This window comes from Methylobacterium sp. WL7 (assembly GCF_008040085.1).
Classification (GTDB): domain Bacteria; phylum Pseudomonadota; class Alphaproteobacteria; order Rhizobiales; family Beijerinckiaceae; genus Methylobacterium; species Methylobacterium mesophilicum.
In genome coordinates this window covers 1-12,446 of the sequence record NZ_VRVG01000022.1, presented here as the reverse complement: position 1 = coordinate 12,446, position 12,446 = coordinate 1, and the positions used below count along the sequence as shown (strand labels likewise).

11 protein-coding genes are annotated in these 12,446 nt (G+C 69.5%); 5 read left to right on the top strand and 6 right to left on the bottom strand.

The window, feature by feature from the left end; genetic code table 11:
- Nucleotides 1-147 precede the first annotated feature (147 nt).
- The gene (gene parE, locus FV233_RS08545; RefSeq protein WP_147897232.1) at nucleotides 148-2,208 is read right to left on the bottom strand and encodes a DNA topoisomerase IV subunit B; all 2,061 of its coding nucleotides are present in this window, start codon (nucleotides 2,206-2,208) and stop codon (nucleotides 148-150) included.
- Between the two features lie 342 nt (nucleotides 2,209-2,550).
- Between parE and FV233_RS08540 the strand changes: the two genes are divergently transcribed.
- On the top strand, nucleotides 2,551-2,742 hold the full coding sequence (locus FV233_RS08540; RefSeq protein ID WP_147897231.1) for a hypothetical protein: 192 nt from the start codon (nucleotides 2,551-2,553) through the stop codon (nucleotides 2,740-2,742).
- Between the two features lie 46 nt (nucleotides 2,743-2,788).
- Here FV233_RS08540 and topA read toward each other — a convergent pair whose 3' ends face one another.
- From topA to FV233_RS08525, 3 genes are all read right to left on the bottom strand, one after another.
- On the bottom strand, nucleotides 2,789-5,476 hold the full coding sequence (topA, locus tag FV233_RS08535) for a type I DNA topoisomerase (RefSeq protein WP_147897230.1): 2,688 nt from the start codon (nucleotides 5,474-5,476) through the stop codon (nucleotides 2,789-2,791).
- Nucleotides 5,477-5,848: 372 nt separating this feature from the next.
- Nucleotides 5,849-6,799 carry a molybdopterin-dependent oxidoreductase gene (locus FV233_RS08530; protein ID WP_147897229.1) on the bottom strand — a complete coding sequence of 317 codons (951 nt, stop codon included), beginning with the start codon at nucleotides 6,797-6,799 and terminating at the stop codon, nucleotides 5,849-5,851.
- A complete protein-coding gene (locus FV233_RS08525; RefSeq protein ID WP_147897251.1) occupies nucleotides 6,796-7,659 on the bottom strand; it encodes a cytochrome b/b6 domain-containing protein in 864 nt (287 codons plus the stop codon). Before FV233_RS08525 ends, FV233_RS08530 begins: the two co-directional genes overlap by 4 nt.
- 193 nt (nucleotides 7,660-7,852) lie before the next feature.
- Between FV233_RS08525 and FV233_RS08520 the strand changes: the two genes are divergently transcribed.
- The 3 genes from FV233_RS08520 (at nucleotide 7,853) to coaA (ending at nucleotide 10,366) form a co-directional block, all read left to right on the top strand.
- Complete coding sequence (locus FV233_RS08520) at nucleotides 7,853-8,800, top strand: aspartate carbamoyltransferase catalytic subunit (protein WP_147897228.1); 948 nt, start codon at nucleotides 7,853-7,855, stop codon at nucleotides 8,798-8,800.
- A 256-nt stretch (nucleotides 8,801-9,056) separates the two neighbouring features.
- Nucleotides 9,057-9,380, top strand: coding sequence for a phosphoribosyl-ATP diphosphatase (locus tag FV233_RS08515; protein ID WP_147897227.1), 324 nt, complete (start codon nucleotides 9,057-9,059; stop codon nucleotides 9,378-9,380).
- The gene (gene coaA / locus FV233_RS08510) at nucleotides 9,377-10,366 is read left to right on the top strand and encodes a type I pantothenate kinase (protein WP_147854351.1); all 990 of its coding nucleotides are present in this window, start codon (nucleotides 9,377-9,379) and stop codon (nucleotides 10,364-10,366) included. Before FV233_RS08515 ends, coaA begins: the two co-directional genes overlap by 4 nt.
- Nucleotides 10,367-10,411: 45 nt before the next feature.
- Here coaA and thpR read toward each other — a convergent pair whose 3' ends face one another.
- Both thpR and FV233_RS08500 read right to left on the bottom strand, forming a co-directional pair.
- Nucleotides 10,412-10,951 (bottom strand): RNA 2',3'-cyclic phosphodiesterase, encoded by a 540-nt coding sequence (thpR, locus tag FV233_RS08505; protein WP_147854352.1) that lies wholly within the window; start codon nucleotides 10,949-10,951, stop codon nucleotides 10,412-10,414.
- Nucleotides 10,951-11,550, bottom strand: coding sequence for an arylesterase (locus tag FV233_RS08500; RefSeq protein WP_147854353.1), 600 nt, complete (start codon nucleotides 11,548-11,550; stop codon nucleotides 10,951-10,953). Before FV233_RS08500 ends, thpR begins: the two co-directional genes overlap by 1 nt.
- A 207-nt stretch (nucleotides 11,551-11,757) precedes the next feature.
- Here FV233_RS08500 and FV233_RS08495 point away from each other — a divergent pair, with 207 nt between their 5' ends.
- A complete protein-coding gene (locus tag FV233_RS08495; protein ID WP_147854355.1) occupies nucleotides 11,758-12,441 on the top strand; it encodes an ABC transporter ATP-binding protein in 684 nt (227 codons plus the stop codon).
- Nucleotides 12,442-12,446 lie beyond the last annotated feature (5 nt).

The window sequence follows — 12,446 nt, the reverse complement described above, 5'->3', positions numbered from 1 at the left end:
AAAAGGTCGCGGACCTTTTGTGGGTGCAGGGTGAAACCATGCTGCCAGGTCTTCGCCCGAGACATCAGGGCTCTGCCTTGATGTCCCGCCAAAGGGCACGCCCTTTGGAAACCAGGCTCTCAGCCCTGAGGGCAGCGACCACCCGTCTCAGATATCTAGATCCGCCCCCTCGGCGAAGGCGGCGCGCTCGCTGATGAAGGCGAAGCGGGCCTCGGGCTTATTGCCCATCAGGCGCTCCACCGTATCGCCGGTGGATTCCCGGGCCTCTTCGAGGATCGCGACCCGCAGGAGCGTGCGCTTCTTCGGGTCCATGGTGGTCTCCTTGAGCTGGGCCGGCATCATTTCGCCCAGGCCCTTAAAGCGCCCGATCTCAACCTTGCCGCCCTTGAACACCGTCTTGGTGATCCGCTCCCGGTCGGCGTCGTCCCGCGCATACACCACCTTCGAGCCCTGCTGCAGCCGGTAGAGCGGGGGAATCGCTAAGTAGAGATGGCCGCGATCGATCAGCTTCGGCATCTGCCGGTAGAAGAACGTGATCAGCAGCGAGGCGATGTGGGCGCCGTCGACGTCGGCGTCCGTCATGATGATCACCTTTTCGTAGCGCAGATCCGCCTCGCGGAAGGCCGCACCGGTGCCGCAGCCGAGCGCCAGTGTGAGGTCCGAGATCAGCTGGTTGGCGCCGAGCTTGTCCCGGGACGCCGACGCGACGTTGAGGATCTTGCCGCGCAAGGGCAGGATCGCCTGGGTGGTCCGGTCCCGGGCCTGCTTGGCCGAGCCGCCGGCGGAATCGCCCTCGACGATGAAGATCTCCGAGCCGGCCGTTCCGGCGGCCGAGCAATCGGCCAGCTTGCCGGGCAGGCGCAGCTTGCGGGTCGCGCTCTTGCGGGCGACCTCCTTCTCCTGGCGCCGGCGCAGCCGCTCCTCGGCCCGGTCGATCACCCAGTCCAGCAGCTTGTTGGCCTGGGCCGGGGAGGCGGCCAGCCAATGGTCGAAGGCGTCCCGCACCGCCGTCTCGACGATGCGCTGCGCCTCCACGGTGGCGAGCTTGTCCTTGGTCTGGCCCTGGAATTCCGGCTCGCGGATGAACACCGACATCATCGACGCGCAGGTCGCCATGACGTCGTCGGTGGTCACGGCCATCATGCGCTTGGCCTGGTTCACGCGCTCGGCATGCTCGCGCAGGCCCCGCAGCAGCGCCACCCGCAGGCCGGCCTCGTGGGTGCCGCCCTCCGGCGTCGGGATGGTGTTGCAGTAGGAATGCGAGAAGCCGTCCTCGGCCACCATCCAGGCCACCGCCCATTCGAGCGAGCCGTGCGAGCCGGGCTTGGTCACCTTGCCGGTGAACATCGCCTCGGTGACCAGGTCCTTGCCCTCGATGTCCCGGGCCAGGTAGTCGCGCAGCCCGTCCGGGAACCGGTGCACCGCCTCGGCCGGTACGCCCTCCAGCCCTTCGAGCAGGGCGGGGGCGCAGCGCCAGCGGATCTCGACGCCGCCGAACAGGTAGGCCTTGGAGCGCGCCATCTTGAACAGGCGGCGCGGGTCGAACTTCAGGGAGCCGAAGATCTCGGCATCGGGGTGGAACCGCACCCGGGTGCCGCGCCGGTTCTGGACCCGTCCGACGAGTTCGAGGGCCCCCTGCGCATGGCCGCGCGAAAAGGTCTGGCGGTAGAGGGTCTGGTTCCGGGCGACCTCGACCTCGAGGAGGTCGGACAGGGCGTTCACCACCGAGATGCCGACGCCGTGCAGGCCGCCGGAGGTCTCGTAGACCTTCGAGTCGAACTTACCCCCCGCGTGCAGCGTCGTCATGATGACTTCGAGCGCCGACTTGCCGGGGAATTTCGGGTGCGGGTCCACCGGGATGCCGCGACCGTTGTCGCTGATCACTAGGGAACCGGATTCCTCCAGCTCGACCTCGATGAAGCTGGCATGGCCAGCCACCGCCTCGTCCATGGAATTGTCGATCACCTCGGCGAAGAGGTGGTGCAGCGCCCGTTCGTCGGTGCCGCCGATATACATGCCGGGCCGGCGCCGGACCGGCTCCAGGCCCTCCAGCACCTCGATGTCGGAGGCCGTGTAGCCAGCCTCGGGCTCGGCCGCCGCGATGGCCGGGACCGAGGCCGATTCCGCCAGCCGCCGCCGCGGCTCCGCAGGACGCGGGCCAGGGGGCTTAGCTCCCGGCCCGAACAGGTCGCGCGCCGGATCGCTCACGCGCGGCCTCCGCGCACGCGGCGCATCGGCCGGCTCGGCGTCGGGCAGACGGGCCTTTGGCGATCGGACCTGGGATCGTGCAGCATGCGCCTTCATCCCCGCTTCATAGCGGAACAAAACAGAAACATCCAGAGGGTCCGGTGCGTCGCCGAACCACTCCACCATCGCATGCTGCGCCGCCACGAGCGAGGGGCGCGGCCGGCGCGGCGCGACGGCGCCGTCATCGCCACGTTGCACAATCGTGGGTTAACGGTTTCTCAGCCGCCACCCGGATCGGAACCGGGTGGATCCGACCGCGTTCTGTCGGAAAAGAATTTGACCGTGGTCCGGGAGCCGCCGTCGATGAGCAACGCCGCGATCGAGGCCCGCCGCCTCACCCTGATCCGTTTCGAGCAGGCCGCCGGCACCGCGTTCGGGTGCGAGGACGATGCGCCCTCGGTCGTACCGCAAGCCTGGGTGCTGGTGAACGGCCTGACCATCACGCTGGCGACCGTCGCCACGGCGTTGGCGGCGACGATCGGCTACCTGGCCTAGGCGCGACGAAATCCGAGCGTCCCTTCGCGCGTAGCGGGTCCGGCGTTCAGCCGGCTCCGGATTTCTTCGCGGCCGGCTTCTTGGCCGCCGGCTTCTTCGCGGCCGGCTTCTTCACCGCAGGCTTCTTCTCGCCGGCAGCCGCCCGCGCCGGCGCCTTCCGGGCCGAGCTGCGCTTGGCCGGCTTGCCGCCGCCCGACGCCCGCTTGGCGTTCACCAGCGCGATCCCTTCGTCGAGGGTCAGCGCCTCGGCATTCATGGTCTTCGGCAGCGTCGCGTTGACTTCGCCGTCGGTGACGTAGGGGCCGTACTTGCCGGCCTTGACCACGAGGTCCCGTCCGCTCGTCTCGTCCTTGCCGAGCGGGCGGCCCGGATCGGCGGCAGGCCGGCCGCGGCCGCCGCCCTGTTCCTTGGCGACGATCAGGTCGATGGCGCGGTTGGCGCCGATCTCCAGCACGTCGTCGTCCTTGCCGAGATTGGCGTACATCTTCCCGTGCTGCACGTACGGACCGAACCGGCCGAGATTGGCCAGGATCGGCTCACCCGTCTCGGGGTGGCGCGCCACCTCACGGGGCAACGCCAGCAGCGCCAGCGCCTTGTCGAGGCCGACCTCGGACGGCGAGAGGCCCTTGGGCAGCGACGAGCGCTTCGGCTTCGCGGCATCCTTCTCGGTGGAGGCTTCGCCGAGCTGGACGAACGGCCCGAAACGCCCGTCGCGGATCGTCACCGGCATGCCGGTCACGGGATCGTCGCCCAGCACCCGGACGCCAGGCTGGCCGCCCTCGCCCGAGGAGCCGTCCCCGTCGCCGTCGACGCCCGAGGCCGAGAGCTGGCGGGTGTACTTGCACTCCGGGTAGTTCGAACAGCCGATGAAGGCGCCGAACTTGCCGAGCTTCAGCGAGAGCTGGCCGGTGCCGCAGACCGTGCAGGTGCGCGGGTTCGCGCCATCGCCCCGGTCGGGGAAGATGTGCGGACCGAGCAGGCCGTTGAGCGCCTCCAGCACGTCGGTGACGCGCAGTTCCTTGGTCTCCCCGATCGCCGCGGAGAAGTCCTTCCAGAAGTCGCGCAGCACCGCCCGCCAGTCGATCTCGGCGTTGGAGACCCGATCGAGCTGGCCTTCGAGGTCGGCCGTGAAATCGTACTCGACGTAGCGCCGGAAGAAGCTCTCCAGGAAGCCGGTGACGAGGCGCCCCTTGTCCTCCGGCTGCAGCCGCTTTTTTTCGATTTTGACGTACTCACGATCCCGAAGGGTCTGGAGAACGGCGGCGTAGGTCGAGGGCCGGCCGATGCCGAGCTCCTCCATGCGCTTGACCAGGCTCGCCTCGGAATAGCGCGGCGGCGGCTCGGTGAAGTGCTGGGTCGAGGTGATGCGCTCGCGGGTGAGCGGTTCGCCGGCCTTCATCGGCGGCAGGCGCTTGCTCTCCTCGTCCTCCTCGTCGTCCTTGCCCTCCTGGTAGAGGGCCAGGAAGCCGTCGAACTTCACGACCTGGCCGGTGGCGCGCAGGTCGATCCGGCGCGGGCCGACGCTCGCCGCCACCTCCACGGTGGTGCGCTCCAGCTCGGCCGATTCCATCTGGCTCGCCATCGTGCGGGTCCAGATCAGGTCGTAGAGCTTGGCCTGCTCCGGCTCGAGGTGGCGCGCCACCATCTTGGGCAGGCGGCTCATGTCGGTCGGGCGCACGGCCTCGTGGGCCTCCTGCGCGTTCTTGGCCTTGACGCTGTACTTGCGCGGGACGTCCGGCACGTAGCGGTCGCCGAACTCGGTGCCGATGACCTTGCGGGTGTCCTGGATCGCCTCGGGCGCCATGTCGACGCCGTCGGTCCGCATGTAGGTGATGATGCCGACCGTCTCGCCGCCGACGTCCACGCCCTCGTAGAGGCGCTGCGCGACCCGCATGGTCTGCGCCGGCGCCATCCCGAGCTTTCGCGATGCTTCCTGCTGCAACGTCGAGGTGGTGAAGGGCGGCTGCGGGTGGCGCTTGGCGGGCTTCGCCTCGACGCTCGCTACCTGGAAGCTCGCGAGTTCGAGGTCACGCTTGAACGCGGCGGCGTCCGCGCCGGTGCCGACATCGAGCCGCTGGATCCGCTTGCCGTCGGCCCCGACCAGGCGGGCCTCGAAGGTCGCGCCGTCCTTGGTGGTGAGGGTCGCGACGATCGACCAATACTCGCGCGGCTTGAAGCTCTCGATCTCCATCTCGCGCTCGACCACGAGCCGCAAAGCCACCGATTGCACGCGGCCGGCCGAGCGGGCGCCGGGGAGCTTGCGCCACAGGACGGGCGAGAGGTTGAAGCCGACGAGGTAATCGAGCGCCCGGCGCGCCAGGTAGGCGTCCACCAACGCCTGGTCGATCTCCCGCGGCTTGCGCATCGCGGCCTCGACCGAGGCCTTGGTGATGGCGTTGAAGGTGACGCGCTCGACCGGGATGCCCTTGAGCGCCTTGCGGGCGTTCAGCGCCTCCAGGACGTGCCAGGAGATCGCCTCGCCCTCGCGATCCGGGTCGGTCGCCAGGATCAGCTTGTCCGCGCCCTTGCACGCCTTGGCGATCTCGCTGACCCGGCTGGCGCCGCGGTCCGCGAGTTCCCAGACCATGTGGAAATCCTGCTCGGGATCGACCGAGCCGTCCTTGGCCGGCAGGTCGCGGATGTGCCCGAAGGAGGCGATCACCTCATAGTCGCGGCCAAGATACTTATTGATCGTCTTGGCTTTGGCCGGCGACTCGACGACGACGACTTTCATTCAGACCTCTGCCCCTCGACGGAGCCTGGGCGCGACGGACGAATTCTGTTCGAAATTCGCGTGGGACAAATGCCCGCCGTCGGGCCGGGGCCTCGCGCCGGGGACAAGTGGGTTACGGGGCACGGGTTGTCAAATGGCGACGGTCGCCGAGCGGCTCGCCGGGGGCTGTCATGCGCGGGGCGCGAATCCGACAGGATTGCGGATCGCGGGCGATCACCGTCGACCTGGCCGGCTTGCCTCATGCCGTCGTGGGACGCGCAGCCAAGCGACCCGCCCAGCCAAGCGACCCGCCCAGCGCTACACGCGGGGATCGCGCGCCAGACCGGGTTGCCCCGCCGCGCGCGCACTGACGGCGGGGCGGGCTCGACCTGTTCAGATCCCCGCGTACCACTCGTAGCCGCGATCCTCCCAGTAGCCGCCCTTACCCTGGCCGAAACCCGCCACCGATTCCACCAATTCGACCCGCATCACGTACTTGGCCTGCTTGTAGCCGAGCTGGCGTTCCACCCTGAGCCGCAGGGGCGCGCCGTTCGAGACCGGCAGCGGCTTGCCGTTGAGGTCGTAGGCCAGGATCGTCTGCGGGTTCACGGCGTCGAACAGGTCGATGCTCTCGTAGTAGCGGATCGGGGTCCGCTGATCCTCCGGCGCCTCCGGCTCCGGCGCGCCCTGGCCCCAATCGTCCTTGGGCGCGTCGGTCGCGGTCGGTGTGCCGTCCCAATCCTCGGCGGCCGCGAGGTGGATGAAGCCGTCGCGAACCGAGCCGGGATGCTCGTGGCGCCACAGGGAGGCGCCGTCGCCGCCCTCGAGACCGCCGCCGGCATATTCCAGCGTGTCGGCGCAGTGGAACACCGCGTAGCGCGCCTGCGGCTTCAGACCGGCCCGGGTGAGCAGCTCGGCCAGCGGGACGCCGGACCACTGCCCGATGCAGCTCCAGCCCTCGACGCAATCGTGGCGGGTGATCTGGGTGCGCGCCGGCAGCCCGCGCAGGTCCGCCAGGCTGAGCGACAGCGGCGTCTGCACCAGCCCGTCGACGGTCAGCTTGAAGTCGGAAAACTTCTTGGCCGCCAGCGCGCGAAAATCCCGATCCGGCGGGTCGATGGTGCCGTTCGGCTTGAACCAGGGCGAGATCATCGCGGCCGGGTATTCCCGGGCCAGGGTGGCGGGGGACATCAGCAGCCGCTGGACGAACAGGTTGGCGTCCTCGCCGACCTTGAGGGTGCGGCGCCCGGTCTCGGTCCCGGCGAAGCGGTCGCAGCCGCCGAGCAGGGCGGTCCCCGCCAATCCGGCGCCGGCGGTGAGCAGCTTGCGGCGGTGCAGGATCATCGCGCGGTCTCCTTCTCGGGACGGCCGAGGCTGAACCAGCCGGTGAGCATGCCGCGCATGTTGTTGACGAGGCCGGAGACCAGAACGAGCAGCACGTGGACCACGACGAACAGCACCAGCAGCCCGGCGGCGATGAAGTGGATGCTGCGCGCCGACTGCCGGCCGCCGAACAGCTCCGGCAGCCAGGGCCAGGCGGCGTCGACGCCCGGGGACATGGCGAGCCCCGCCAGCACCATGGCGGGCAGGAGCCCCAGCACCACAACGAGGTAGGTGAGCTTCTGGATGACGTTGTAGCGCTTGGCCTCCTCGCCTTCGGGGAAGCGTAACAGCAGGTGCTCCTTCACGGAGCCGGCGAAGTCGCGGATCTGGTCGCCGTCCGGGATCAGGCGGCGGCGGAGCTGGCCGCTGAACAGCCCGTAGAGCAGATAGACCGCGCCGTTGATCACCAGGAGCCACGCGAACAGGAAATGCCAGCGCCGCCCGGTGGCGAGATCCTGGTCGGCCGGAAGGGTCGCCCAGGCCGGGAAGGCCCGGTCCACCGCGGTGTCGCCCTCCCGGGACAGGCCGAACACCCCGGTCGTGTCGACGCTGTGCGACCCGATCGTCACGACGCCGCGATTCGTGCCGTCGCGTCCCTGCTCGCTGGTGATCGCCAGGGCCGGATCGTCGAAGGTCGAGACCGCCCCCCAGTACAGCGCCGGGTGGGCGTTGAAGATCTGCAGGCCGCTCATCAGCAGCACCAGCAGCACCGCGGCGTTGACCCAGTGCGCCACCCGGATCACTGCGGGGTGCCGGTAGAACCAGCGCCGCCCGGAGGCGTCGACGGTCTCCGGGGCTTCGAGCGCCGGGGCGGCGGCCAGAGTATCGGTTCTCAAGCGTACATCTCGCGAGGCGATGGCGGCGCGGATGCCGCGGGATCCGGCTGATACGTGGCGCGGGCGCCGAAGTTACCAACCATAGAGATAAAGGCCGCAGGCACAGGCCATGAAAAGGGCCGCAGGCGCCTGCCCACCTTGCCGGAACGACCAGCCGGACCTACACCCCGGTCTCATCATGACGAGTCCCGCGCCTCCGGCCTTCCCGCACCGGCACCTCCTCGGCATCGAGGGCCTGAACCGGCCCGACATCGAGGTGCTGCTCGACGCGGCCGACGCCGCCGTCGACATCTCGCGGCAGGTGGAGAAGAAGCGCACGACCCTGCGGGGCCGGACGCAGATCAACCTGTTCTTCGAGCCCTCGACCCGGACGCAATCCTCGTTCGAACTTGCCGGCAAGCGACTCGGCGCCGACGTGATGAACATGTCGGTCGCCTCCTCCTCGGTGAAGAAGGGCGAGACCCTGATCGACACCGCGGCGACGCTGAACGCCATGCGGCCGGACATCATCGTGGTGCGCCACGAATCGGCCGGCGCGGTGCACCTGCTCGCCCGCAAGGTCGATTGCGCCGTGGTGAATGCCGGCGACGGCGCCCACGAGCACCCGACCCAGGCGCTGCTCGACGCGCTGACGATCCGCCGCAACAAGGGCCGGATCGCGGGGCTTCAGGTCGCGATCTGCGGCGACGTCCTGCACTCGCGGGTGGCGCGCTCGAACATCATCCTGCTGCAGGCGATGGGCGCCCGGGTCCGCCTGATCGCGCCCTCGACGCTGCTGCCCGCCGGGATCGCGCGGTTCGGCGTCGAGACCTTCACGGACATGCGCAAGGGCCTGGACGGCTGCGACATCGTGATGATGCTGCGCCTCCAGCGCGAGCGCATGAACGGCTCGTTCGTGCCCTCCGTGAAAGAGTATTTCCGGTATTTCGGCCTGGACGCCGAGAAGCTGGCGCTCGCCAAACCGGACGCCCTGGTGATGCATCCGGGACCGATGAACCGCGGGGTCGAGATCTCCTCGGAGATCGCCGACGGCGCGCAGTCGCTGATCCGCGAGCAGGTCGAGATGGGGGTGGCGGTGCGCATGGCCGTGCTGGAATCGCTGGCCCGGCACCTGCCGAACGGCTGAGCACCTTCGCCGAATCGATTTCGACACCGCATAAGCCCGACAAAGACGGGCCGCCTTCACCCGCGCTGCTTGCCCGCGGGGCGACTGAAGCGCAGTTTCCTGCCGAATACGGCCTCGGCTGGACCTTCGAGCATCATCCCGAACGGTGGTTGCCGGCTTTCGGGGAACGATGATGCACCATCAAACGCTGGCGCATCGTGCCGGATCGGATATCCGGGACGTTGCACAAAAGACGACCTCACATGCAGATCACGTCATGACCGCCTACACGCTCGCCGACCTCGCCAAGCTCGTCGCGAGCCGCGCCGGGACCGACCCGGAGACCTCCTACACGGCCAAGCTCCTGTCCGAGGGGCCGGCCAAGGCGGCGAAGAAGCTCGGCGAGGAGGCCGTGGAGGCGGCCATCGCGGCCGTACAGGGGGACAAGACCGGCCTGCGGAACGAGGCCGCGGACGTGCTCTACCACCTGGTGGTTCTGCTCCGCGCCGGCGGCGTCGAGCTCGACGCCGTGATGGAGGAGCTGGAACGCCGCACCGCCCAGAGCGGAATCGCCGAGAAGGCCGCGAGGCGCCCCGCGTGAACGCGGCCGCACTGCCGGGCTCGGTCGAGGCGATCCTCGACGAATCGGATCGGCTCTCGCCGTATCGCCGGTTTAGCCGCGAGGAATGGGCGCAGCTGCGCGCCGACACGCCGCTGACGCTGAAGGCCGAGGACATCGAGCGGCTGCAGTCGATCAACGACCCGATCTCGGTCGAGGAAGTGGTGGCGATCTACCTGCCGCTGTCGCGGCTGCTCTCGCTCTACGTCGCGGCGACGCAGGGGCTGTTCAAGGCGACGCAGCGCTTCCTGCTGGCCGAGCGCGAGACCAAGGCCCCCTACATCATCGGGCTGGCCGGATCGGTGGCGGTGGGCAAGTCGACCACCGCGCGTATCCTGGCCGCCCTGCTGGCCCGCTGGCCCAACACCCCGAAGGTCGACCTCGTCACCACCGATGGCTTCCTGCTCCCGAATGCCGAACTCGCTGAGCACGGCCTGATGGAGCGCAAGGGCTTCCCGGAGAGCTACGACACCGCCTCGCTGCTGCGCTTCCTCCACGACGTGAAGGCCGGGCACAAGCGCGTGACCGCGCCGCTCTATTCCCACCTGGTCTACGACCGGGTACCCGGGGAGGAGCGGGTGGTCGAGAGCCCCGACATCCTGATCGTCGAGGGCCTGAACGTGCTCCAGCCCGCCCGCCTGCCGCGGGACGGCACCGCGATCCCGTTCGTCTCCGACTTCTTCGACTTCTCGATCTATCTCGACGGCCACGAGGACGACCTGCACCGCTGGTACGTCACCCGGTTCATGAAGCTGCGCCAGACCGCGTTCCGGGACCCGCGCTCGTACTTCCGAAAATACGCCGAGGTGCCGGAGACCGAAGCGCTGGACATCGCCGACCGGCTCTGGACCACGATCAACCTGCCGAACCTGCGCGAGAATATCTTACCGACCCGCCAGCGGGCGAGCCTGATCCTCACCAAGGGCGCGAGCCACCGGATCGAGAGCGTGGCTTTGCGGAGGTTGTAGCGGCCGGTCAGGATCCGGTGGCGCGTGCGGTTCGGATCTGACACCTCACACGAACGAAAGCTCAGCCTCCGCGAGGTACGGACCACCGCCGGTCGATTCCTTGGCCGAGAACACCGTCACCCGGTCGGCGGCAAAAGAAAGCGGCGCGAAGGCCGGCCCTTGCGAGAGATACATCGCCACCGCCTCCGGGCTGGCGTCGCGTTTGAGGCGGGCCAGGGTGACGTGCGGGGTGAACTTCCTGCGTTCGGGCTCGATGCCCGCCCGACGGACCAGCCGCTCCTGCTCGGCCTGGATGTCGATCAGCTCCGGGCTCGGCACCACCGACGCGTAGAGCGCCCGCGGCCTGTCGCCCCCGAAGATGCCGAGCCCATCGAGGGTCACCGTGAGGGCAGGGCGCACCCGCATCTCGGCCATCGCCTCCAGCACGTCCTCCGCCATCGGCACCTCGACATCGCCGAGGAACCGTAGGGTGATGTGGTAGTCGGCTGGCTCGATCCAGCGCGCGCCGGGCAGGCCGCCCCGATAGATCCGCAGCGCCTCGGCAATCTCCGTCGGGATCGCGAGCCCGGTGAACAGGCGCGGCATCAGCGCGACGCCCCCTGCCGGAGGCCCCCCAAAAAAGTCTCGACCGTGGGGAGGATCCGGGTCGCGATGGTCTCCACGCCCTGCCGGTTCGGGTGCAGCCCGTCATCGAGGTGCTGGGCCCGGTCGCCGACGATCCCGTCGAGGAAGAACGGGTAGAGGATCAGGTCGTAGCGCTTGGCCAACGTCGGGAAGATCGCGTCGAACCGCGCCTTGTAGTCCGGGCCGAGATTGGGGGCGGCCTGCATGCCGGCGAGCAGCACCGGGATCCCCCGGGTCTGCAACCGCTCGATGATCGCCGCGAGCGCCCCCTCGGTGACCTTGGGGTCGGTGCCGCGCAGCATGTCGTTGGCGCCGAGTTCCAGGATCACCCCGGCGGTCCCATCCGGCACCGACCAGTCGACCCGGTCGAGCCCGCCCGTGGCGGTGTCGCCGGAGACGCCGGCGTTGGCGACCGTCACGTCCGCGCCCTTGGCCTTGAGCAGGCGCTCCAACACGGTCGGGAAGGCCGCGTCGGACGGCAGGCGGTAGCCGGCGGTGAGGCTGTCCCCGAGGGCGACGAGCTTGACCGGGCCGGTGGTCGCCGCGTGGGTCGCTGTCATGAAAGGGAACACCAGACCCGCTAGCGCTGCGACAAACAGGGCGGCCCGTCGGGCTGGGCGAACGCCGTCATGGCGCGGCCCCAATGCGCGCCCCATATCGCGCTGCATCAACGGCCCGTGCAGCCAAGTTTGAAACCAAGACAGGACCTCGCGCGCCATGCTCGTCATCGCCCACAGATCGTCCGCCCCGTGAGCCACGACAAGGTGCTGCGCGAGCCGGCGATCGCGTTGTCCGCCATCGATCTGAGCCTCGGCCGCGGGGCAGCGCGGGTGCACGTCCTGCGCGGCATCTCGCTCAGCGTCGATCGCGGCGAGGCGGTCGGGCTGGTCGGCCCCTCGGGCTCGGGCAAGTCGACCCTGCTGATGGTGATGGCCGGGCTGGAGCGGCCGGATTCCGGCGGCGTGGTGATCGAGGACACCGACCTCGCCCGCCTCGACGAGGACGCGCTGGCCCGGTTCCGGGGCCGGCGGATCGGAATCGTGTTCCAGGCCTTCCACCTCGTGCCGACCATGACGGCGCTGGAGAACGTCGCGCTGCCGCTGGAGCTGGCCGACCGGCCCGGCGCCCTAGAGCGCGCCCGCGCCGAGCTGGAGGCGGTCGGCCTCGGGCACCGGCTGCACCATTACCCGGCCCAGCTCTCTGGGGGCGAGCAGCAGCGCGTCGCCATCGCCCGGGCGGTCGCCCCCGATCCGGCGATCCTGGTGGCCGACGAGCCCACCGGTAACCTCGACGAGGCCACCGGCCGGCAGATCGTCGACCTGTTGTTCCGGCTCAAGCGCGACCGCGGCGCCACCCTGGTGCTGGTCACCCACGACAACGGCCTCGCCCGCCTGTGCGACCGCACCGTGCGCCTGCGCTCCGGCCGGATCGAGGAGGCGGTGAGCGCCTGATGCAC